At 68.9% G+C, this 21,512-nt stretch carries 15 protein-coding genes; 5 read left to right on the top strand and 10 right to left on the bottom strand.

All coding sequences use genetic code 11. The features are described 5' to 3' along the window. Positions 1 to 80 precede the first annotated feature (80 nt). Positions 81 to 1,058: a fumarylacetoacetate hydrolase family protein gene (locus FRZ32_RS10265; protein WP_147043414.1), complete on the top strand. Its 978-nt coding sequence runs from the start codon at positions 81 to 83 to the stop codon at positions 1,056 to 1,058. Between the two features lie 9 nt (positions 1,059 to 1,067). Here the strand turns inward: FRZ32_RS10265 and FRZ32_RS10260 are convergent, their stop codons facing one another. Genes FRZ32_RS10260 through manD form a run of 5 tightly spaced genes read right to left on the bottom strand, consistent with a single transcriptional unit; the run spans position 1,068 to position 7,447 of the window. Then, positions 1,068 to 2,195 carry an endo-1,4-beta-xylanase gene (locus FRZ32_RS10260; protein ID WP_147043413.1) on the bottom strand — a complete coding sequence of 376 codons (1,128 nt, stop codon included), beginning with the start codon at positions 2,193 to 2,195 and terminating at the stop codon, positions 1,068 to 1,070. Continuing rightward, positions 2,192 to 3,544, bottom strand: coding sequence for a mannitol dehydrogenase family protein (locus FRZ32_RS10255; protein WP_147043412.1), 1,353 nt, complete (start codon positions 3,542 to 3,544; stop codon positions 2,192 to 2,194). Before FRZ32_RS10255 ends, FRZ32_RS10260 begins: the two co-directional genes overlap by 4 nt. Next, the gene (gene uxaC / locus FRZ32_RS10250) at positions 3,541 to 4,959 is read right to left on the bottom strand and encodes a glucuronate isomerase (RefSeq protein ID WP_147043411.1); all 1,419 of its coding nucleotides are present in this window, start codon (positions 4,957 to 4,959) and stop codon (positions 3,541 to 3,543) included. The genes FRZ32_RS10255 and uxaC overlap by 4 nt, the downstream gene beginning before the upstream one ends. Beyond that, positions 4,956 to 6,248 carry an MFS transporter gene (locus FRZ32_RS10245; RefSeq protein WP_147043410.1) on the bottom strand — a complete coding sequence of 431 codons (1,293 nt, stop codon included), beginning with the start codon at positions 6,246 to 6,248 and terminating at the stop codon, positions 4,956 to 4,958. Before FRZ32_RS10245 ends, uxaC begins: the two co-directional genes overlap by 4 nt. Beyond that, entirely contained in the window at positions 6,236 to 7,447 is a 1,212-nt protein-coding gene (manD, locus tag FRZ32_RS10240) for a D-mannonate dehydratase ManD (protein WP_147043409.1), read from the bottom strand. The genes FRZ32_RS10245 and manD overlap by 13 nt, the downstream gene beginning before the upstream one ends. Before the next feature lie 142 nt (positions 7,448 to 7,589). Here manD and FRZ32_RS10235 point away from each other — a divergent pair, with 142 nt between their 5' ends. Next, positions 7,590 to 9,749: an alpha-glucuronidase family glycosyl hydrolase gene (locus tag FRZ32_RS10235; RefSeq protein ID WP_147043408.1), complete on the top strand. Its 2,160-nt coding sequence runs from the start codon at positions 7,590 to 7,592 to the stop codon at positions 9,747 to 9,749. Then, positions 9,746 to 11,404: a glycoside hydrolase family 43 protein gene (locus FRZ32_RS10230; protein ID WP_147043407.1), complete on the top strand. Its 1,659-nt coding sequence runs from the start codon at positions 9,746 to 9,748 to the stop codon at positions 11,402 to 11,404. The genes FRZ32_RS10235 and FRZ32_RS10230 overlap by 4 nt, the downstream gene beginning before the upstream one ends. 125 nt (positions 11,405 to 11,529) lie before the next feature. On the opposite strand, the gene FRZ32_RS10225 is transcribed toward FRZ32_RS10230, so the two are convergent. Continuing rightward, positions 11,530 to 13,941, bottom strand: coding sequence for a glycoside hydrolase family 3 N-terminal domain-containing protein (locus tag FRZ32_RS10225; protein ID WP_147043406.1), 2,412 nt, complete (start codon positions 13,939 to 13,941; stop codon positions 11,530 to 11,532). Between the two features lie 128 nt (positions 13,942 to 14,069). On the opposite strand from FRZ32_RS10225, the gene FRZ32_RS10220 reads away from it, so the two are divergent. Then, positions 14,070 to 15,152 (top strand): LacI family DNA-binding transcriptional regulator, encoded by a 1,083-nt coding sequence (locus tag FRZ32_RS10220; protein WP_147043405.1) that lies wholly within the window; start codon positions 14,070 to 14,072, stop codon positions 15,150 to 15,152. Between the two features lie 4 nt (positions 15,153 to 15,156). Here the strand turns inward: FRZ32_RS10220 and FRZ32_RS10215 are convergent, their stop codons facing one another. Next, positions 15,157 to 16,041 carry an SMP-30/gluconolactonase/LRE family protein gene (locus tag FRZ32_RS10215; RefSeq protein WP_147043404.1) on the bottom strand — a complete coding sequence of 295 codons (885 nt, stop codon included), beginning with the start codon at positions 16,039 to 16,041 and terminating at the stop codon, positions 15,157 to 15,159. Beyond that, entirely contained in the window at positions 16,032 to 16,769 is a 738-nt protein-coding gene (locus FRZ32_RS10210) for an SDR family NAD(P)-dependent oxidoreductase (RefSeq protein WP_243445258.1), read from the bottom strand. Before FRZ32_RS10210 ends, FRZ32_RS10215 begins: the two co-directional genes overlap by 10 nt. A 236-nt stretch (positions 16,770 to 17,005) precedes the next feature. On the opposite strand from FRZ32_RS10210, the gene FRZ32_RS10205 reads away from it, so the two are divergent. Then, positions 17,006 to 19,231: a glycoside hydrolase family 3 C-terminal domain-containing protein gene (locus FRZ32_RS10205; RefSeq protein ID WP_147043402.1), complete on the top strand. Its 2,226-nt coding sequence runs from the start codon at positions 17,006 to 17,008 to the stop codon at positions 19,229 to 19,231. Here the strand turns inward: FRZ32_RS10205 and FRZ32_RS10200 are convergent. Continuing rightward, positions 19,228 to 20,241, bottom strand: a complete 1,014-nt coding sequence (locus tag FRZ32_RS10200; protein WP_205008258.1) for an oxidoreductase — start codon at positions 20,239 to 20,241, stop codon at positions 19,228 to 19,230. The genes FRZ32_RS10205 and FRZ32_RS10200 overlap by 4 nt on opposite strands. Beyond that, on the bottom strand, positions 20,241 to 21,506 hold the full coding sequence (gene gluP / locus FRZ32_RS10195; protein WP_147043400.1) for a glucose/galactose MFS transporter: 1,266 nt from the start codon (positions 21,504 to 21,506) through the stop codon (positions 20,241 to 20,243). The genes FRZ32_RS10200 and gluP overlap by 1 nt, the downstream gene beginning before the upstream one ends. Between the last annotated feature and the right edge of the window lie 6 nt (positions 21,507 to 21,512).

Genomic DNA, 21,512 nt, shown 5'->3' with positions numbered 1-21,512 from the left:
CCGGCCCCGTCCGCGCGGCGGCTTGCGCGAAACGATCGGCGACGGCATGGCGGCCGCGCGGACGCAGGAGGCCGCGAGGCATGAAACTGGCGTCGTTCGTCGCCCAGGGACGCGAAAGCTGGGGCATCGTCGAGGAGGATTCGGTCCGCGATCTCGGCGCGCGCTTTGCGGACCTCAAGGCCGCGCTCGCCCATGGCGCACCCGGCGAGATCGCGGACATGGCCGCCGATGCGCCGCGAATTCCGCTCGCCCGGATCGCCTGGCTTCCGGTCATCCCACGCCCCGACAAGATCCTGTGCATCGGGATCAACTATGCGATGCACCGCGCGGAAATGGGCCGGGCCGAAGTGCCCTATCCCACCGTCTTCACGCGCTTTTTCAACACGCAGGTCGGCCACGGCCAGCCGATCGTCCGCCCGCGCGCCTCGCGGCAGCTCGACTATGAAGGCGAGCTTGCGGTGGTGATCGGGCGGGCCGGCCGAGCGATCGCGGCGCGCGACGCATTGTCCCATGTCGCCGGCGTCTCCGTCTATAATGACGGCAGCGTGCGCGACTGGCAGTCGCACACGTGCCAGTTCACCCCAGGCAAGAATTTTCCGTCGACCGGCGCGTTCGGTCCCTGGCTGGTCAGCCTGGACGAGGTGGGGGACCTGTCGTCGCTGAGGCTCCGCACGCGCGTCAATGGCGAGACGGTGCAGGATGCGAGCACCGCCGACATGATCTTCAAGGTCCCGGAGCTGATCGCCTATTGCTCGACCTTCACCGAGCTTGTGCCGGGCGACGTGATCATCACGGGAACGCCCGGCGGAGTCGGATCGAAACGCGTGCCGCCGCTCTGGCTGAAGGACGGCGATCTCGTCGAGGTCGGGATTTCGAACATCGGCACCCTCGCCAATCCCGTTCGCGACGAAGGCCGAGGGGCCGGGGATCGTCGCGATCCTCGCGGTTCTCGCCTTCGTTCGCGATCCCCGACGGCCCCGAAGGAAAGGCGGCGGCGAAGGTCCGGCTATGCCGCGGTCGTCCGCGATACCTGGAAGCTGCCCGCCGCGGCCGGCTAGGTATCGCGCCTATGCGTGGCGCGTCGGCGCCTCGTGAAACGCATCGGCGATCGCCGCGCGCAGCGGCTTGGGCCTGAACTCTGCGTCATAGGGGCAGCCGCGCTTGGGCAGGCCGTCCTCGCGCGCGATCCGCCCCTGGAGCCAGGAATAGCGGTCGCTCATCCCCCAGGCGAGGACGTCGCCGAGCTGCGGGTAGGACAGCATCAGATCGAGATAGGTCCGCGCGAAATCGGCGACGATGCGGTCGCGCGAGGCGATGTCCGAGGGGAGCCCGCGATCGTGGACGTCGAATTCGGTGATCAGCAGCTGATAGCCCATGCCCGTCACCTCATCGAGGAACGCGCGCCAGGCGGCCTCGTCGCGGGTGGAAAAATCGGGCCGGTCGCCGGGATTGTTGCCGCTGCCGATATGCGATTGGACGCCCAGCGCGTCGACCGGGACGCCGCGCCGTTTGAAGCCTTCGAGCAGCCGCAATACGCCGGCGCGGTGCGCCGCGCTGTCGGGCGCCCAGGACATATAATCGTTATAGACGAGCTGGGCGTGCGGCGCCGCCTCGCGCGCGCTGTGGAAGGCGAGATCGAGCACCGGCTCCGCCCCGCCCATCGCGCGCGAGAAGGCGGTCTCGCGAAGCGTCCCGGTCCCGGCGTCCACCGCCTCGTTGACGACGTCATAACCGTGGATTCGAGTGCCGTAGCGGCGGCAGATCGTGGTGACATGCTCGCCGATCATGCGCGCGGCCTCGCCCGCCGGGCTGGCGCCGAAATCGTAGCTCGCCACCCAATCGGGAAACCAGCCCGGATGGTGCCACAGGAGCGTATGGCCGCGCACCGCGAGATGATGCGCCTCGCCGAATGCGACGATCCGGTCCGCGCCCCGGAAATCGAAGCTGGTCGGCGTGGGCCGGGTCCATTGCCATTTGAGCTCGTTCTCCGGCACGATCAGGCCGCATTCGTGGGCGATCACCTCGGTGTCGCGCGGATCGCCGAACGATCCGTTGCGGATGCCGATCGCCGATCCGAAGCGCCGCCCGCCGGCGCGCGCGAGTGAATTGAGCGTCGCCTCCGCCTCCGCCGCGAAGGCGGGGACGGCGGTCATCGCGAGAGCGGCGGCGATGGCTTCGCGGCGATTGAGCTTCATGGGGCGAACTCCTCGATCGTGGCGCGCGCGCCATGGCTGGCGAGCTGCGCGAGCTTGCCGGCGACAGCATCGGTGAAGCGGGGATCGGCGGCAAGCGCCGGCGGGAAGATCGCGTCGAATTTGACGAGAGCCTCGGCCTGGCTGCGCGGATCGTCGAGCCCCGCGATCCGCGCGGCGATCGGGCCTGCCAGCGGATCGTCGACGGCGAAGCGCTCTCCCGTATCGGTCCGTCCGCTCTGCCAGCGCATCCAGCCGGCGACGGCGAGCGCCAGCGCCCCGATCCCCTGCCCGCGCGCCAGCCGATCGGCGATCGGCGCGAGCAGGCGCTGCGGCAGTTTCTGCGATCCGTCCATCGCGATCTGCCGGGTGCGATGGGCGAGGCCCGGATTGGCGAAGCGGGCGATGAGCGCACGGCGATAGGCGGCGATGTCGAGCCCGGGCGGCGGCACCAGCGTCGCTGCCGATTCGTCCCACAGCGCCTCGATGAAGCGGGCATAAGCGGGCGTGGCGATCACCTCATGGACGAAATCGAAACCGGCCAGGCCGCCGAGATAGGCGATCGCGCTATGCGCCCCGTTCAGCAGGCGAAGCTTCGCCGTCTCCCAGGGCGCGATATCGGCCGCGATCCGGACGCCGACGGAGGCGAAATCGGGCCGCGCGCCGGCGAAGCGATCCTCGATCACCCACTGCCAGAAGGTCTCGGCCTTCACCATCGCGCGATCGACCAGGCCGATGCGCGCGGCCAGCGCGTCGATGTCCGCCTCCTCGGTCGCGGGCACGATCCGATCCACCATCGTCTGCGGAAAGGCGCCCCTGGCCGCGATCCAGTCGGCGGTTTCGGGATCGCTGGCGGCGAGCACGGCGTCGCGCAGGCGTCCGCCGTTGCCCGGCAGGTTGTCGCACGAGATCGCGGTGAAGGGGGCCAGCCCCCTTTCCCTGCGAAGCCGCAGCGCGGCGGCGACGAGATCGGCGGCGCCCCGGCGCCCCGGATCGGGGAGATAGCCCTTTTCGGTGACGGTCAGCGTGACGATGTCGGTCGCCGGCGCGGCGAGCGCCTCGATGAGGCCCTCGGCGCGCACGACATCGCGGACGGCGCCGATCACCCGCACGCTCTCGCCGATGACGAGGCTGTAGAGGAAATCCTGCGGCGCCATCGCCTCGCGCACCGTGGTGGAGCGGAGCGAGGCGCCGATGACGCCCCAGTCCATATCCTCGAACAGGGGAGCCAGCTGCGCGCGATGGAAGGCGCCGATGCCGATATGGACGGCGCGCGGCGCCGCCCGCGGGCGCGGCCGCACCACCCAGGCCGGCAATCGGCCCAGCGTCGCTTCGCTCAGCCGCGCGGTCACAATCGGTAGGCCGCCTTGGCGAGATCATAAGCGAGCGCGCGGGCGATCTCGTGCGCCTCGTCCATCTCCATCCGATGCTCGGAGACCAGCCGGGCGAGCCAGGCGCAGTCGATCCGCCGCGCGACATCGTGCCGCGCCGGGATCGACAGGAAGGCGCGCGTGTCGTCGTTGAAGCCGACCGTGTTGTAGAACCCGGCCGTCTCGGTCACGCGCTCGCGGAAACGCCGCATCCCTTCCGGGCTGTCATGGAACCACCAGGGCGGCCCGAGGCGGAGCGCCGGATAATGGCCGGCGAGCGGCGCCAGCTCGCGCGAATAGCTGTCTTCGTCGAGCGTGAACAGGATCAGCGTCAGCCTCGACTCGTTGCCGAAGCGGTCCAGCAGCGGCTTCAGCGCGTGGACGAACTCGCCGGCGATCGGCATGTCCGCGCCCTTGTCCCGCCCGAACCGCGCGAGGACCGCGGGGTTGTGGTTGCGCGCCACGCCGGGATGGATCTGCATCACCATCCCGTCGTCGATCGACATGCGCGCCATTTCGGTCAGCATCTGGCCGCGGAACAGCTCGGCCTCCTGCGGCGATACGCGGCCGGCCCGGACCTTGGCGTAGAGCGCCTCGGCGTCGGCGCGCGGCAGATCGGCGGTGAAGACGCTGGGATGGCCGTGATCGGTCGAAGTCGCCCCGCCGACCTCGCGAAAGAACGCGCGGCGCCTCTCATGCGCACGCAGATACCCCGCATAGGTCGACACATCCTCACCCGAAACCTCGCCAAACCTCGCCAGATTCGCCGCAAAGCCGGGATGGTCGGGATCGACGACCGCGTCCGGGCGATAGGCGGTGAGGACCCGGCCGTGCCAGCCGCTCGCGCGGATCGCGCGATGATGGTCGAGCGGATCGAGCGGGGTCTCGGTGGTCGCGATCGCCTCGATGTTGAATCGATCGTAGAGCGCGCGGGGGCGGAATTCCGGCCGCTTCAGCGCGGCGTCGATCGTCTCGTAGTAAAGATCGGCGGTGTCGGCTTCGAGCCGCACGTCGATCCCGAACACCTCGGCGAACACCCAGTCGAGCCACAGCCGCGAGGGCGTGCCCCGGAACAGGTGATAATGCGCGGCGAAGCTGCGCCAGATCCTGCGCGGATCCCCTTCGACCGGCGAGCCGTCCTCGGTCGGGACGCCGAGCGCCTCCAGCGGGACGCCCTGGCTGTAGAGCATCCGGAAGACATAATGATCGGGCACGATCAGCAGGCTCGATGGATCGGCGAACGGCGCGTCGGTCGCGAACCAGGCCGGATCGGTATGACCGTGCGGGCTGAGGATCGGCAGGCCGCGGATCGGCTCGTAAAGGTCGCGCGCGATGGCGCGGGTCGCGGGATCGGCCGGGAACAGGCGATCCGGATGGAGGGCGAGCGGGCGGCTCATTCCGCCGCCTCCTCGAGCGCGAACTTGGAGACGGGCGCATAGCCCGGGTTGATCAGGTGGACGACCAGCAGCGCGAGCAGATAGGCGCCGCCGCAGATCACGAAGATCGGCGTGTAGCTGCCGACCGTCTGCAGCACCCAGCCGGCATATTTGCTCATCAGCATCCCGCCCAGCGCCCCGGCGAAGCCGCCGAGGCCGACGATCGAACCCTGCGCCCAGCGCGGATAGAGATCGGCCGGCATCGAGAAGAGGTTCGCCGAAAAGCCCTGGTGGCCGGCGCAGGCGAGGCCGATCAGCAGCACCGCGACGAGAGCGGACGAGGCGTGGGCCGCGAAGGCGACGGGCATGACGACGATCGCGCAGCCGAGCATCGCGAGCTTTCTCGCGCGATTGGCGGTGGCGCCGCGCGCGAGCATCCGCGAGGAGGCCCAGCCGCCGAGGATCGAGCCGATATCGGCGATGATGTAGACCGCGACGAGCGGCGGCCCATAGCCCTTGAGATCGATGCCATATTGCCGATGCAGGAAATCCGGCAGCCAGAACAGGAACATCCACCAGACCGGATCGATCAGGAACCGCCCGGCCATATAGGCCCAGGCCTGCCGCGTCGCGAGCAGGCGCCGCCACGGCACCTCGCGCTGCACGATCGGCGGATCGGATTCGATATGGGCGATCTCCTCCGTCGTGACGCGGGGGTGCTCGCGCGGACGGCGATAGTAGATCACCCAGAGCGCGATCCACACGACGTTGAACAGGCCGGTGACGATGAAGGCGCTCTGCCAGCTCAGCGCCAGCGCGAGCACCGGGACGATCAGCGGAGTCACCACCGCGCCGACATTGGCGCCGGCGTTGAAGATGCCGATGGCGAGCGCCCGCTCCTTCTTCGGAAACCATTCGGAGGCCGCGGCGAGCGCCGCCGGATAGGTGCCGGATTCGCCGAGCGCCATCGGGATACGCATCAGCGTGAAGCCGAGCGTGCTGGTGACAAGCGCATGGGCCATGTGCGCCGCCGTCCACACGCCCATCGCGAGCAGGTAGCCGATCTTCGCGCCCACCTTGTCGATCAGCCGGCCGAAGAAGAGGAAGCCGACCCCATAGGCCGCCTGGAACCAGAAGACGACGTCGCCATAGCCAGTCTCGCTCCAGCCATATTCGGCCTGGAGCGTGGGCTTGAGAACGCTGAGGACGAGCCGGTCGATATAGCTCAGCACGACCGCGGCGAAGAGCAGGATGCAGATGATCCAGCGCACGCGGCCGACACGGGTGGAAGGACGGCTCACCAGTTCCATAGCGTACCGTCCTCGAGCCGGTTCACCGGAAGATAGGCCCGCTTGTAGGGATGTTTCGCGGCCAGCGCCTCATCGATCTCGATGCCGAGCCCCGGCGCGTCGCCGGGGTGCATCAGGCCGCCGGCAAAACTGTAGGCGTGGGGGAAGACGGCGTCGGTCTCCGCCGTGTGGCGCATATATTCCTGGACGCCGAAATTGGGGATCGAAAGGCCGAAGTGGAGCGCGGCGGCCATCGTCACCGGGGAGAGATCCGTCGCGCCGTGGCAGCCGGTGCGGACCTGATAGAGATCGGCAAGCGCGGCGATCCGCCTCAGATGCGTGAGTCCGCCGGCATGGACCACGGTGGCGCGGATATAGTCGATCAGCTGGTTCTGGATGAGATCCTTCGCGTCCCAGATCGAATTGAAGATTTCGCCGACCGCGATCGGAGTCGTCGTATGCTGACGGATCAGCCGGAACGCCTCCTGGTTCTCCGCTGGAGTCGGATCCTCCATCCAGAAGGGCCGGAACGGCTCCAGGTCCCGGCCGAGCCGGCCTGCCTCGATCGGGGTCAGGCGATGATGGACGTCGTGCAGCAGATGCACGTCCCAGCCGAGCGCGTCGCGGGCCTTCTCGAAGAGCGGCGCCACGGATCGCAGATATTTCTCGGTCGACCAGACAGCCTCTGTCGGCAGGTCTGCGTCGGCGGGCTCGTAGAAATAACGGTCCTTGGAGACGCCATAGGTCGTCGCGAGGCCGGGCACCCCGGCCTGGAGCCGGATCGCCCGGTAGCCCTGCTCCTTGTAATGCAGCGCGTTGTCGATCGTCTCCTCGATCGTCGCGCCATTGGCATGGCCATAGACCATGCAGCCCTCGCGGCTCGCGCCGCCGAGCAGCTGGTAAAGCGGCAGGCCAGCCGCCTTCCCCTTGATGTCCCACAGCGCCATGTCGACCGCCGCGATCGCGGTCATCGTCACCGGCCCGCGCCGCCAATAGGCACCGCGATAGAGATATTGCCAGAGATCCTCGATACGATGCGCGTCGCGCCCGATCAGGCAGGGGATGACATGGTCGGAAAGATAGGAGGCGACGGCGAGCTCGCGCCCATTGAGGGTCGCATCGCCGAGCCCCGTGAGCCCGTCGTCGGTCTCGATCTTCAGCGTCACGAAATTGCGGCCCGGAGAGGTGACGATGACGCGCGCCGACGCGATCCGACTCATTGCCTTCTCCTCCCCGCGACCATCGCCAGACCGGCCATTTTTCCTGTTGTGACATCGCCGCAGCGATTTATGGTAGCGCTCACATTTGAAAGAGCGCGGGCCGCCTTGTCAATGGCGAGCCGCCGAAATGGGGAGAATCAGCATGCGCCCGTCCGCCGCACTCGGCCTGCTCCTCGCCGCCTTCGCATTGCTCCTTCCCCAGGGCGCGCGGGCCGAGGACGGCTATGAATTGTGGCTTCGCTACCATGCGGCGGAGCCGGCCGCGGCGGCCGGCTACCGCCCCGCAGCGACCGCGATTCTCCAGCAGGGAGACTCTCCGACGCTCGACGTGGCGCGCGCCGAGCTGGAACGCGGGATCGGCGGATTGCTCGGCCGGACGCCGCCGCGTGCGACCGCTCCCATCAACGGCGCGATCGTCATCGGCACCCCGGCCTCGTCGCCGCTGATCGCGCGACTCAACCTGCCGCTCCAGCCGCTCGGCCGCGAAGGCTATCTTGTGCGCAGCATGGCGCTGGACGGGCGCCGCGTGACAGTGATCGCCGGCAACAGCGATGTCGGCGTGCTCTACGGCGCCTTCCGCTTGCTTCGCCTGATCCAGACCGGCCAACCGATCGAGCGGCTCAACCTCGCCGATTCGCCGCACGTCGAGCTTCGGATGCTCGATCATTGGGACAATCTCGATCGCCACGTCGTGCGCGGCTATGCGGGGCTGTCGCTGTGGGACTGGCAGACGCTGCCGCGCTTCGCCGACCCGCGCTACACCGATTATGCGCGGGCCAATGCCTCGATCGGGATCAACGGCGTCGTCCTCAACAACGTCAATTCAAATGCCGACATCCTGACCCCGCATTTCCTCGAAAAGGTGCGGGCGCTCGCGGATATCTTCCGGCCCTATGGAATCCGCGTCTATCTGTCGGCGCGGTTCAATGCGCCGATGGAGCTGGCCCACCTTCCGACCGCCGATCCGCTCGATCCGCGGGTGCGGCAATGGTGGCGGGAGAAGGCCGATGAGATTTACCGCTACGTTCCCGATTTCGGCGGCTTCCTGGTCAAGGCCAATTCGGAAGGGACGCCGGGGCCGCAGGACTTCCATCGCACCCATGCCGACGGCGCCAACATGATGGCCCAGGCGCTGGCGCCGCATGGCGGCGTCGTGATCTGGCGCGCGTTCGTCTATTCCGACACGGGCGAGGATCGCTTCGCCCAGGCCTATAGCGAGTTCCACCCGCTCGACGGACGGTTCCGCGACAACGTGATCGTGCAGGTCAAGAACGGCCCGATCGATTTCCAGCCCCGCGAACCGTTCAGCCCGCTGTTCGGCGCGATGCCGCGGACCGCGATCGGCATGGAATTCCAGGTCACCAAGGAATATCTCGGGTTCAACACCCACCTCGTCTATCTCGGCACGATGTGGGAGGAGGCGATGCGCGCCGACACCCGCGTGCGCGGCGAAGGCTCGACCGTCGCCCGGGTGGTGGACGGCAGCCTCTTCCGTCCCCGCCACACCCTCGTCGCCGGCGTCGCCAATACCGGCAATGACCGAAACTGGTCCGGATCGCAGTTCGATCAGGCCAATTGGTACGCGCTCGGCCGCTTCGCCTGGAATCCCGATGTGTCGGCCCGCGACGTGGCCGAGGAGTGGACGCGGATGACCTGGGGCAACGATCCCGCGATCGTCACGCCGATCGTGGCCATGATGATGGGATCGCATCAGGCCGTGGTGGATTACATGACCCCGCTCGGCCTCCATCATCTGATGGCGACCGGGCACCATTACGGGCCGGGGCCCTGGGTGAACGATCTCGAACGGCGCGACTGGAACCCAACCTATTTCCACAATGGCGACCGCCAGGGGATCGGATTCGATCGCACCGCGCGCGGCAGCAACGCGCTCGCGCAATATGCGCCGGAGGTCGCCGCGCGCTTCGGCAATCTTTCAACGGTCGGCGACGATTACCTGCTGTGGTTCCACCATGTCCCATGGACCTATCGGCTCGACACCGGCCGGACCGTCTGGGACGAACTGGTCCTGCGCTACACCCGCGGCGTCGATGAGGTGCGGGCGATGCGCCGCACCTGGGCCGGGCTTTCCGGCCGGATCGATCCGCAGCGCCATGCCCAGGTCGCCGCCTTCCTCGCGATCCAGGAGGACGAGGCGCAGTGGTGGCGCGACGCCTGCATCGCCTATTTCCAGAGCCTGTCCGGGTTGCCGCTTCCCGCGGGCGTCGCGCCCCCCGCGCACGACCTTGCTTATTACGAGGCGATCCGGAATCCCTATGCGCCGGGGAGGGACCAGCCATGAAGACGTTGATCGCAGCGGCGCTGATCGCGCTGGCCGCGCCCGCGGCGGCGCAGGAGGCGCATTTCGCCTGGTTCGATTATTCGGGATCGAATCCGGCCGACGCCGCGCATCCGGCCGGGCCGAACGATTATCGCAACCCGATCCTGTCGGGCTTCTACCCCGATCCCTCGATCGTCCGCGTCGGCGAGGATTACTACCTGGTCAATTCGACCTTCACATGGTTCCCAGGCCTGCCGATCTTCCACAGCCGCGATCTCGTCCACTGGACGCAGATCGGCAATGCGATCGATCGGCCGGGCCAGCTCGATTTCGGTCGGCTGGGCCTCTCGCGCGGCGTGTTCGCGCCGGCCATTTCCTGGCATGACGGCCTCTTCTACCTCACCAACACCTGCGTCGATTGCGGCGGCAATTATGTCATCACCGCGCGCGATCCCGCGGGGCCCTGGTCCGATCCGGTCTGGCTGCGGGACATCGGTGGCATCGATCCGTCGCTCTTCTTCGACGATGACGGGCGCGCCTGGCTTCTGAACAATGACGATCCGCCGGAGACGCCGCGCTATTCCGGCCACCGCGCGATCTGGATCCAGGAGTTCGACACGCGGACGCTCCAGCCATTCGGGCCGCGCCGCGTGCTGCTCGACGGCGGGGTCGATCCGTCGACCAACCCGATCTGGATCGAGGGGCCGCATATCCTGAAGGTCGACGGCTGGTATTACCTGATCTGCGCGGAGGGCGGCACGGCGGTGAACCACAGCCAGGTCGCGCTGCGCAGCCGCAACGTCACCGGGCCATATGTGCCCGGGCCGAACAACCCGATCCTCACGCAGCGCGATCTGCCGCCGGACCGGCCCTTCCCGATCACCTCCGCCGGCCATGCCCAGCTCGTCCAGACGCAGAATGGCGACTGGTGGGCGACCTTCCTCGCCGTGCGGCCCTATGCCGACGATTTCTACAATACCGGCCGCGAGACCTTCCTGATGCCGGTCGAATGGCGGGACGGCTGGCCGCACATCACCGAGCCGGGCGAAGCCGTACCCTATGTCCATGCGCGGCCCGACCTGCCGAGCGGCTCCGCGCCGCCCGTGCCGACGGCGGGCCCGTTCCATGTCCGCGACCAATTCGACGGCCGCGCGCTGCCCCCTTACTGGATGATGATGCGCAATCCGCGCGGCGACTGGTATCGGCTTGCCGGCGGCGATCTCGTGCTGCAGCCGCGCGCCGTCGGCCTCGGCGACAATGGCAATCCCTCCTTCCTGGCGCGGCGGCAGCAGCATCTCGACGCGACGGCCGAGACGGAGGTGACCTTCCAGCCGTCGCGCGATGGGCAGGAGGCCGGGCTCGCCGCGCTTCAGAATGACGATTACTGGTATGCGGTCGCGGTCGGGCTGGAGAATGGCCGCCGCGTGCTTCGCCTGCGCAGCCGCACCGGCCCGGACACGCCGCCAGACGGCGCGATCCTCGCCACCGCCCCGGCGCCCGACGGCCCGGTGCGGCTGCGCGTTTCAAGCGAGGGCGCGACCTACCGCTTCGCCTTCGCCGGTCGCGACGGCCAGTGGCACCCGATCGGAGGCGATCTCGACGGCTCGATGCTCAGCACCCACGTCGCCGGCGGCTTCGTCGGCGCCGTGTTCGGGATCTATGCGGTGACGCGTTAGGGCGACGAGCGCCCCTGCCAATCGTCATGCTGAACCGGCTTCAGCATCCATCTTCGAGGGCGCCGCGCAGGGAGACATGGACCCTGAAACGAGTTCAGGGTGACGGAAGCAGGTCGGACGTGCCCCTACCGCACCGTCAGCGTCGTGCTCCTCAGCGTCGCTGAATCGGGACCGGCGGAGATGGTGAAGGTGCCGGGCTCGACGACGCGGCGCATCTGGAGGTTCCACAAGGACAGCGCGAGCGGATCGAGTTCGAAATGGACGGTGCGCCGCTCGCCCGGGCGAAGCGTCACGCGCTGGAAGCGCTTGAGCTCCAGCACCGGCCGGGTGACCGATGCGGCATCGTCGCGGACGTAGAGCTGGACGACCTCGTCGCCGGTGCGGCTGCCCGTATTGGTGACGTCCACATCCACCCCGACGCTCTCGTTCGTGCCGATCGTCGACCGGGCGAGGCGCGGCGCGGAAATGTCGAACGTCGTGTAGCTGAGGCCGAAGCCGAACGGATAGAGCGGCGCCGCGGAATCGAAGAGATAGCCGCGCCGCGCGGTCGGCTTGTGATTGTAGAAATCGGGCACCTGGCCCGCATTGCGCGCGATCGTGACCGGCAGGTGGCCGCCCGGATTGACCCGGCCGAAGACGACGTCGGCGACGCCGTGCCCCGTCTCCTGGCCGAGATACCAGCCTTCGAGCAAGGCCGGCGCGTTCTGCGAGAGATAATTGACCGAGAGCGGCCGTCCGTTGAGCAGGATCACGACCGTCGGCTTGTTGAGCGCGAAGATGGCGCGCGCGAGCTCGTCCTGCGGCCCGACCATATCGAGCGAGTCGCGATCGCCGAGATGATTGTCGGCCCAGGCCTCGCGGCTCGTCTGCTCGTTGCCGCCGAGCACCAGGACGATCGTGTCGGCGTTGCGCGCGGTCTCGATCGCCTCGGCCCGAAGCCGATCGTTGACCGCGGCCGGGGTCGGCGTGACCTCGTCCTGCGCCCACACATGGCCTTCGGTGAGCCGCACGCCCTCCGCATAATCGACCTGGAAATGGCCGCGGCCTTCCTCCTGCATCGCCTCGAGGACCGAGACGACATGGCGCGGCACGTCGCTATAGCCGCCGATGGGGGTGTCGCGAGCATGGGTGCCGATCACCGCCATGCGGCGGATACGGCCGGCGTCGAGCGGCAGCAGGTTGTTCTGGTTGCGGAGCAGCACCATCGTGCGGCCCGCCGCCTCGCGAGCGAGCGCGATCGCGTCCGGAGTCGCCGTCAGGGCCTCGGCCCGGGCGGCATCGACATAGGGATGTTCGAAGAGCCCTGCCTCGAACTTCATGCGAAGCACGCGGCGCACGGCATCGTCGATCTGCGCCATCGTCACCCGCCCTTCGCGAAGCAGCTGCGGCAGGAAGGCATAGGCCTCGCCATCCGGCATTTCCTGATCGACGCCGGCGTTCATCGCCATCGCCCCGGCGTCGGCAAGGTCGGTCGCCATGTGATGACGCGCGACCAGCTCGCGGATCGCGAAATAATCGCTGACCACCGCGCCCTGGAATCCCCATTCACCGCGAAGCACGTCGTGCAGCATCCAGCGATTGGCGTGGCTCGGCACGCCGTCCACCTCATTATAGGACGGCATCACCGCGCGGATCGGCAGCGTATGCACGGCCCGTTCGAACGGCGGGAAGAAGACCTCACGCAAGGTGCGCTCGCCGAACGGCGCGGGCCCGGTATTGGTGCCGCTCTCGGGCTGGCCGTGGCCGGTCATGTGCTTGAGCGTGGCGAACACCCGCTCGGGCCCGAGCGGAAGCGTCGTCCCCTGGAAACCGCGGATCGCGGCGAGCGACATCTCGCTCACCAGATAGGGGTCCTCGCCATAGGTTTCCTCGATCCGACCCCAGCGCGGATCGCGCGCGACATCGACGACCGGGGCGAGCGCGAGATGGACGCCGCGCGCCCGCATCTCGCGCGAGGCGACGTTGAACACGCGCTCGACCAGGGCGGGATCCCAGGTCGAGGCAAGACCGATCGCCTGCGGAAAACTGGTGGCGTCCCGCGCGACATAGCCGTGCAGCGCCTCTTCGTGGAACAGGATCGGGATGCCGAGCCGGGTGCGCTCCACCGCCCAATGCTGCGCGGCATTGATATAGTCCGCGGTCTCGCGCGGGCCTCGATTGGGCTGGTTCGCGGTCGCGCCGGCGGCGCCGGTTGCGGCCGGCGCGGCGACTCCGCGACGATCCGACGGGCGCGTGATCTGACCGACGCCGTTCGGAAAGGCCGCGATCGCGCGCTCGGTGGAAAAATGCCCGTCGGGCGTCTGGATCCGATCCTTGTGCTCCCAGACGGCGACGAGCTGCGCCACCTTCTCGTCGAGGGTCATGCGCGAGAGCAGGTCCTCGATCCGGCGCTCGATCGGCTGGGACGCGTCCTTGTAGAGGGGGGGCGGGCTTTCCGGCGCCGCGGCGGCGAGGGCAAACCACCCGCCGAATGCCAGGGCGCATGCCGCCAGAATGCCGCCGATCCGTCCCGGCTTGCGGGCCAGTTCCATCCCCATCCGATCCTCCCTCGCGCGTATCGATTGCTTATGGTAGCGCTACCACTGAATAGACAGAGCCGTCCCGCGCGGTCAACCGTCGCGGGGAGCGATTTACAGCCCGGCGTCGCCGCCATAGGAGCCGCCCGATGACCCGACCGAAGCGCCGCAGACATGGCACGGTGACGATCCAGCACGTCGCGCGCGAGGCAGGCGTTTCGGCGATGACGGTCTCGCGTGTCATCAACGGCGAGTCGAACGTGCGCGACACCACGCGCTCGGCCGTCCTCGCCGCGATCGAGAAACTCAATTATTCGCCCAACACCGCCGCCCGCAGCCTCGCGGCCGGGGAGGCGCTCCACATCGGCCTGCTCTACGCCAACCCGTCGGCCGCCTATCTCAGCCAATTCCTGGTCGGGACGCTCGAAGGGGCGCGCCGCGCGGGATGTCATGTCGTGCTCGAGCCGTGCGAATCCGAGCGCGCGGACGAGCAGGCGGAAGCGACGCGGCGGTTCGCGACCTCCGGCGTCGACGGGGTCATCCTTCCGCCGCCGCTGTCCGAGTCGCTTCCCGTCCATGCCGAGCTTGCCGCGATCGGCACGCCGGTCGTCACCGTCGCCATGGGCGGCACCCATGCCGACGGCCTGGACGTCCGCATCGACGATCGCGCTGCCGCTGAGGAGATGACCCGCCACCTGCTCGACCTCGGTCATCGGCGGGTCGGGTTCATCGTCGGCCATCCCAACAATCGCTCCAGCGGCGAGCGCCTGCAGGGCTTTCGCGACGCGCTGATCGGCGCGGGGCTCGATCCCGATCAGATGCCGGTCGAACAGGGCTATTTCACCTACCGCTCCGGCCTCGTCGCGGCGCAGCGCCTGCTGGCGCGCGAACCGCGACCGACCGCGATCTTCGCCTCCAACGACGACATGGCGGCAGCGGCAATCAGCGTCGCCCACCGCGCCGGGCTCGACGTTCCGGGCGATGTCAGCATCGTCGGCTTCGACGATACCGCGCCGGCCACCACCGTCTGGCCCGAACTTACCACCGTACGCCAACCGATTGCCGCAATGGCCGAACAGGCGGTGGACATGCTGCTCGCGGAGCTGCGCGCCCGCCGATCGGGCCGTCCCGCGGGACAAGGCGACCGGGTGTTGAAGCACAGCCTTGTCGTCCGCGAATCGTCCGCTGCGCCGCCAGCCAACCAAGCCGGGAAGAAGGCCGCGCGCGACTGACCGGTCAGGCCGCTTCCGTTCGTGCAGGCGTCACCGGAACGCCCGGAACATCGACCCGGAAGCTGAACAGATTTCCCGCCAGCGGCTGGCGCTCGCGTTCGTCGGCGCTGAGCCCCTTGGCGGCGGTCGTGGCGTAGACGGTTTTCAGATCGTCGCCGCCGAAGGCAAGCTTGGTGACATTGGCGACCGGAAAATGCACCGTCTCGACGAGCGCCCCGTCGGGCGCATAGCGGCGCGCGGCCCAGCCGGCGAACAGGCCGATCCAGACATGGCCCTCGCTGTCCACCGTCGGCCCATCGGGATAGCCTTCGCGGTCCCCGATCTCGGCGAAGAGGCGCGGCGCGCCGAGGCGGCCGTCCTGCGCGAGCGCACAGGCCCATACCCGACGGCCGAGCGTGTCCACATGGTAGAGCGTACGGCCGTCGGGCGAGATTGCCGGGCCGTTGGTGATGCACACGGGCGGGAGCCCGGGATCGACGAGGCGGCCGTTCTCGAAGCGGTAGATGCGGCCTGTGTCCGCCTCCTCGGCATCGTCCATCGATCCAAGCCAGATGCGCCCCTGCCCATCGGTGCAGGCATCGTTGAGCCGGTTGCCGGGACGATCGGCCTCGACCGGCGCGATCGCTGTGAAGGCGCCGGTGGCCGGATCGAAGCGGTGAATGCCGCCCTGCAGCCCGACGACGAAGCCGCCATCTTCCGCGGGAAGCACCCAGCCCGGCTGCGCGGGCGCGTCCCAGCTATCGAGCGCGCCCGCGGCGGGATCGAAGCGGTGGATGCGATAGCCCTTGATGTCGACGAACCAGAGCGCGGATTCACGCGGGTTCCACACCGGCCCCTCGCCGAGCAGGGCGCCGACCGCGACGACGCTTGCCGGCTCGCCTATCGCCATCCTGCGTCGACGAAATAGTTATGGCCGGTGACGAGTCGTGCGTCGTCGCTGGCGAGGAAGAGGATCATGGCGGCGATGTCTTCGGGCAGCAGGCGGCCGTCGAGCGCCTGGGCGGCGACGATCTCGGCCTCGCCCTCGGGGGTATACCATCTGAGCTGGCGCGGTGTCCGCACATTGCCCGGCACCACGCAGTTGACCCGGATATTGTCGCCGCCAAGCTCGCGCGCCAGCGCCCGCGTCAGCCCCTCGATCCCCGCCTTCGCCACCTGGTAGAGCGCCAGATCCTCGATCCCGAGATGCCAGGAGATCGAGCCGAGATTGACGATCGCACCACGCCCCTTCGCGCGCATCGGCCCGATCACCGATTGCGCGCAGAAGAACATGTGGCGAAGGTTCGTCTCCATCCGCTCGTTCCAATAGGCCTCGGTCACCTCCTCGAGCTTGTGGCGATCGTCATTGGCGGCATTGTTCACCAGCACGTCGAACCCGCCGTCGCGCGCGATCAGCGCCGCAATCTCCGCCTGCAGCGCGCCGATGTCGCGAAGATCGACCGGCCGGAAAAGCGGGCCGCGCCCCTCCCCCTTCGACAGCGACTCGACCAGCGCAAGCGACGGCTCCTCCTGGATGTCGAAAAAGGTCACGTCCGAACCCTGCCGGACGAACTCCCCCACAATCCCGGCCCCAATCCCCGAGCCACCGCCCGTCACCAGAACGCGACGGCCACGCAAGCTCGGATAAACCGCGCGCTGCGCCGCGGGATAAGGATAAGCGGGGGATCCCGCCCCTGCAGGCGCCTGCGCCCGCGGTTCCGCGACGTCCAACCCTTGGCTCCTCTCGTTTTTTCCGTTAGCGCTAACAAGCAGCACGCGCACGCCAAGTCAAGCGTGCGGAAAAGCGCTCCGCGCGATTCCTTGGCGGAGGCACGAAAGAGCGGCCGGAGGCCGCCGGACGGGGAGAGGAAAAGATGAAGAGCCGCTGCATCGCGATCGTCCTTGGCGCCCTGCTCGCCGGCGCCGCGCCGCCGGCCGCGGCCGACACGAGCGGCGTCCCCGCGCGCCCGTGGATGAACGCGGCGCTTTCGCCCGACGTTCGCGCCGATCTGGTGCTCCGCGAGATGACCGAGGAGGAGAAGCTCAGCCTCGTCTTCGGCTGGTTCGCGACGGATTTCGCGCCGAAAAACTATCGCGCGCCGGCCGAGGCGCGGGCCGGGTCGGCCGGCTATGTGCCGGGCGTCCAGCGCCTCGGCATCCCGCCGCAATGGCAGACCGATGCCGGCATCGGCGTCGCCACCCAGGGCGCGGCCGAGCACAAGCGCGAGCGCACCGCCCTCCCCTCCGGAATGGCGCTCGCCGCCTCATGGGATCCCGCCATCGCGCGGCGCGGCGGCGCGATGATCGGATCGGAGGCGCGCTCGTCCGGATTCAACGTCATGCTCGCCGGCGGCGTCGATCTGGTGCGCGAGCCGCGCAACGGCCGCAATTTCGAATATGGCGGCGAGGACCCGCTGCTCGCCGGCACCATCGTCGGCAATGCGATCGCCGGCATCCAATCCAACCACGTCATCGCGACGATCAAGCATTACGCCCTTAACGATCAGGAGACCGGGCGCGACTGGCACGATGTCGCGATCGACCATGATGCTGCACGCATGTCCGATCTGCTCGCCTTCCAGATCGGCATCGAGCAGGGCGATCCGGGATCCGTGATGTGCGCCTACAACCAGGTGGATGGACGTCATGCCTGCGAGAATTCGTGGCTGCTCACCGATGTCCTGCGGCGCGACTGGGGCTTTCGCGGCTATGTGATGTCGGATTGGGGCGCGACGCACAGCACGGCGGCGGCGGCCAATGCGGGGCTCGACCAGGATTCGGGCTTCCCCTTCGATGCCGAGCCCTATTTCGGCGCGCCGCTGCGCGAGGCGGTCGCCAGCGGCGCCGTCTCGCGGGCGCGCCTCGACGAGATGGCGCGGCGCATCCTTCGCTCGATGTTCGCGAACGGCCTGGTCGATCATCCTGTCGTCGAAGGGCCGATCGACATGGCCGCGCACGCCACGGTGACCCGCGAGGCAGCCGAGGCGGGCGCGGTGCTGCTTCGCAACGAGGGCGCGATCCTGCCCTTGTCGCCGACGACGCGGCGGATCGCCGTGATCGGGGGACACGCCGATGCCGGGGTGCTTTCCGGCGGCGGATCGAGCCAGGTCTATCCGGTCGGCGGCAATGCGGTGCCCGGGATCGCGCCGACCAGCTGGCCGGGACCGGTCGTCTATTTCCCATCCTCGCCACTCGCCGCCATCCGCGCCCAGGCGCCGAACGCCCAGGTCCGCTATGCAAGCGGCACCGACCCGGCCGAGGCTGCGCGGATCGCCCGCGACAGCGACGTGGTGGTGATCTTCGCAAACCAGTGGACCGGGGAATCGATCGACACTTCGCTGACGCTGCCGGACGATCAGGATGCGCTCATCGCGGCGGTCGCCGCCGCCAATCCGCGCACCGTCGTGGTGCTCCAGACCGGCGGACCGGTGCTGATGCCCTGGCTCGATCATGTGCAGGCGGTGCTCGAGGCCTGGTATCCGGGCAGTGCCGGCGGCGAGGCGATCGCCAACATCCTGTTCGGCCGGGTCAATCCTTCGGGGCACCTCCCGGTCACCTTCCCGCGCGGCGAAGACCAACTGCCCCGGCCGGTGCTGGAGGGCGTGGGCCACACGCCTCAGCAGCCCTTCACCGTGACCTATTCGGAAGGCGCGGCGGTCGGCTATCGCTGGTTCGACGCGCGCGGGCTGGAGCCGTTGTTCCCGTTCGGACATGGGCTCAGCTACACCAGCTTCGGCTATGACGGGCTGACGGCGCGCGCCGAGGGCGGGACGATCCGCGTCAGCTTCACCGTCCGCAACACCGGCCGCGTCGCCGGCAGCGCGGTGCCACAAATCTATGTCGGCCCGGCCTCAGGCGGATGGGAAGCGCCGCGCCGGCTCGGCGCCTTCGCCAAGGTCAGCCTCGCACCCGGCGAGTCGCGAGAGGTGAGCCTGACGGTCGACCCGCGGCTGCTGGCGACCTTCTCCGACGGGCAATGGCGCGTCGCGGCGGGAGCCTATCGCGTCTCGCTCGGCCAATCGTCGCGCGATCTGGTCGGCAATGTCGCCGTGAACCTGCCGGGGCGGACCCTGCCCGCGGGATGGCATCCGCCGCGCTAGCAGGCGAGGGTTCGCCCTTCGGCGGCGCTGCGGCGCGCCAGTTCGATGAGGCGCAGGCCTTCGCGCGAGTCCGCCGGATCCACCGGCGGCGGCGCGCGCCCGGCGATCGCTTCCACGACGCCCGCGTAGAAGGCGAGGTAGCGGCCCGGGATGGTTTCGATGGTCTCGACCGATCCCTCCGGCGCGGTGAAGGTGCCGTGCCAGCGCGCCTCCTCGACGCCGAAGCCGGCCCCATCCGGCGTCGCGCCGCCGTTCAGCGCCGCCTCCTGCGGATCGAGGCCATGTTTCACGAAACTGCCCCGCGCGCCGTGGAGCGCGAAACGCGGTCGCGGCGCGGCAACGAGGGTCGAGCAGCCAAGGACGACGCGGCGCGCGCCATAATGCAGAGTCAGGCTGAAATAATCGTCGGCGATGGCTTGCGGGCGCTGGACGGCGAGATCGGCGGCAATGGCCTCGGGCGGGCCGAACAGCAGCATCGCCTGATCGATCAGGTGAGAACCGAGGTCGAAGAGGAGCCCTGTCCCCTCGCCGCCCGCATCCTTCCAACTGTCGCGCAGGTCGAGGCGGAAGCGGTCCCAAGACATCTCGCACAGCATGATGTCGCCGAGCCGGCCGGATTCGACCAGCTCGCGGACAGTGAGGAAATCGCCGTCCCAGCGGCGGTTCTGGAAGACGGTGAGCATCCGCCCGCGCGCCTTCGCCAGGGCGACAAGGCCGTCCGCTTCATCGGTGGTCACGGCGAACGGCTTGTCGATCACCACATGCTTGCCGGCCTCCAGCGCTGCCCTGGCCAGGGGGAAATGCGTTTCGTTGGGGGTCGAGATCACGAGGAGGTCGATGTCCGGATCAGCGGCGAGCGCCATCGGATCGGCGATCGTGCGTGCGTCCGGCACCGGTTTCATCGTCGCGATCGCGACCAGATCGAGCCCGGGCGTCGCGCGGATCAGCGGCGCATGGAAGGCGCGCCCGCCGAGCCCGTAGCCGGCCAGCCCGACCCGGATCGCCGCCATCAATGCGCGGCCAGCGGCGCGCCGACCTCGCCTTCGGTCACGCGGGCGCGATGGGCGGCGAGCGCGAAGACCAGGATCACCAGATAAGCGAGCGCCGGCACGACATAAGCGACGCTGCGGCCGGCGACGTCGGCGATATGGCCATAAAGCTGCGGCAGCGCCGCCCCGCCGACGATCGCGACGCAAAGCAGGCCCGAGGTGGAGGCGTGGCTGGCGCTCGACCGCTCCAGCGTCAGCGTGAAGATGGTCGGGAACATGATCGAGTTGAACAGGCCGACGGCGATCGCGGCATAGCCGGCGATTGGCCCGACGGTCGCGAGGGCGACGCCGCACAGCAACGCCGCGACCAGCGCCGCCACCGCGAGCAGCCCAGCGGCGGGCAAGCGCGTGAGCAGCGCGCTGCCGACGAAGCGGCCGATCATCGCGCCGCCCCAGTAGAGCGAGACAAGTTCGGCCGCCTGCTGCAACGGGATCGCGAAGATGCGTTCCTCGCTGAGGAAGAGGGCGAGCAGGCTGCCGATCGAAACCTCTGCGCCCACATAAAGGAAGATGGCGAGCGCCCCGAACAGGGCCCAGCCCGAGCCGAGCGCGCCGAGCGGCGAGGCGGCGACGGGCGCCGGCGCGGCGACGCCGATCCGCTGGCGCGAGGCCCAGATGAACGCGATCAGCAGCGCCATCAGCGCCGCGACGACGAGGAAGGCGGTGTGGATATGGCCGAGCGCCGCGGTGCGCGCGGCGGCATCGACCGGCCCGCCTTGATGCGCCGCGCCCTGCAGCATGATCCGGGCGCCGACATAGGGACCGATCACCGTGCCGAGCGAGTTGAACGCCTGCGAGAAGACGAGCCGGAAATGGCTGCGCCCGGGATCGCCGAGCGCTGCGGAAAGCGGATTGGCGGCGACCTGGAGGGCGGTGATGCCGCTGCCGAGCACGAAGAGGCCGAACAGCACCAGCGCATAAGTCTCGGCGAAGGTCGCGAGCAGGATGATGAGGCAGGCCGCCAGCATCGCGGCCAGCGAGATCAGGATGGTGCGGACGTGTCCGGCGCGGGTGAGGAGGGCCGCGGCCGGGAGCGAGATCACGCCATAGGAGATGAAGAAGGCGAACTGGGTCAGCAACGCCTCGCGGTCGCCGAGGCTGTAGATCCCCTTCACCGCCACGATCAGCGGATCGATCATCGAGGTGATGAAGCCCCAGGCGAAAAAGAGGCTCGTCACCACCGCGAAGGCGCCGATGGCCGACGGCCCGCTCCGCACGTCACCCATTCGTTC

It is taken from the genome of Sphingosinicella ginsenosidimutans (genome assembly GCF_007995055.1).
GTDB lineage: Bacteria > Pseudomonadota > Alphaproteobacteria > Sphingomonadales > Sphingomonadaceae > Allosphingosinicella > Allosphingosinicella ginsenosidimutans.
This window is presented reverse-complemented; position numbering and strand designations above follow the sequence as displayed.

Excerpts from the sequence above, each read along its gene's own strand:
- FRZ32_RS10265 (WP_147043414.1), top strand. The coding sequence starts at position 81 with ATGAAACTGGCGTCGTTCGTCGCCCAGGGACGCGAAAGCTGGGGCATC.
- FRZ32_RS10260 (WP_147043413.1), bottom strand. The coding sequence starts at position 2,195 with ATGAAGCTCAATCGCCGCGAAGCCATCGCCGCCGCTCTCGCGATGACC.
- uxaC (WP_147043411.1), bottom strand. The coding sequence starts at position 4,959 with ATGAGCCGCCCGCTCGCCCTCCATCCGGATCGCCTGTTCCCGGCCGAT.
- FRZ32_RS10245 (WP_147043410.1), bottom strand. The coding sequence starts at position 6,248 with ATGGAACTGGTGAGCCGTCCTTCCACCCGTGTCGGCCGCGTGCGCTGG.
- manD (WP_147043409.1), bottom strand. The coding sequence starts at position 7,447 with ATGAGTCGGATCGCGTCGGCGCGCGTCATCGTCACCTCTCCGGGCCGC.
- FRZ32_RS10235 (WP_147043408.1), top strand. The coding sequence starts at position 7,590 with ATGCGCCCGTCCGCCGCACTCGGCCTGCTCCTCGCCGCCTTCGCATTG.
- FRZ32_RS10230 (WP_147043407.1), top strand. The coding sequence starts at position 9,746 with ATGAAGACGTTGATCGCAGCGGCGCTGATCGCGCTGGCCGCGCCCGCG.
- FRZ32_RS10225 (WP_147043406.1), bottom strand. The coding sequence starts at position 13,941 with ATGGGGATGGAACTGGCCCGCAAGCCGGGACGGATCGGCGGCATTCTG.
- FRZ32_RS10220 (WP_147043405.1), top strand. The coding sequence starts at position 14,070 with ATGACCCGACCGAAGCGCCGCAGACATGGCACGGTGACGATCCAGCAC.
- FRZ32_RS10215 (WP_147043404.1), bottom strand. The coding sequence starts at position 16,041 with ATGGCGATAGGCGAGCCGGCAAGCGTCGTCGCGGTCGGCGCCCTGCTC.
- FRZ32_RS10205 (WP_147043402.1), top strand. The coding sequence starts at position 17,006 with ATGAAGAGCCGCTGCATCGCGATCGTCCTTGGCGCCCTGCTCGCCGGC.
- FRZ32_RS10200 (WP_205008258.1), bottom strand. The coding sequence starts at position 20,241 with ATGGCGGCGATCCGGGTCGGGCTGGCCGGCTACGGGCTCGGCGGGCGC.
- gluP (WP_147043400.1), bottom strand. The coding sequence starts at position 21,506 with ATGGGTGACGTGCGGAGCGGGCCGTCGGCCATCGGCGCCTTCGCGGTG.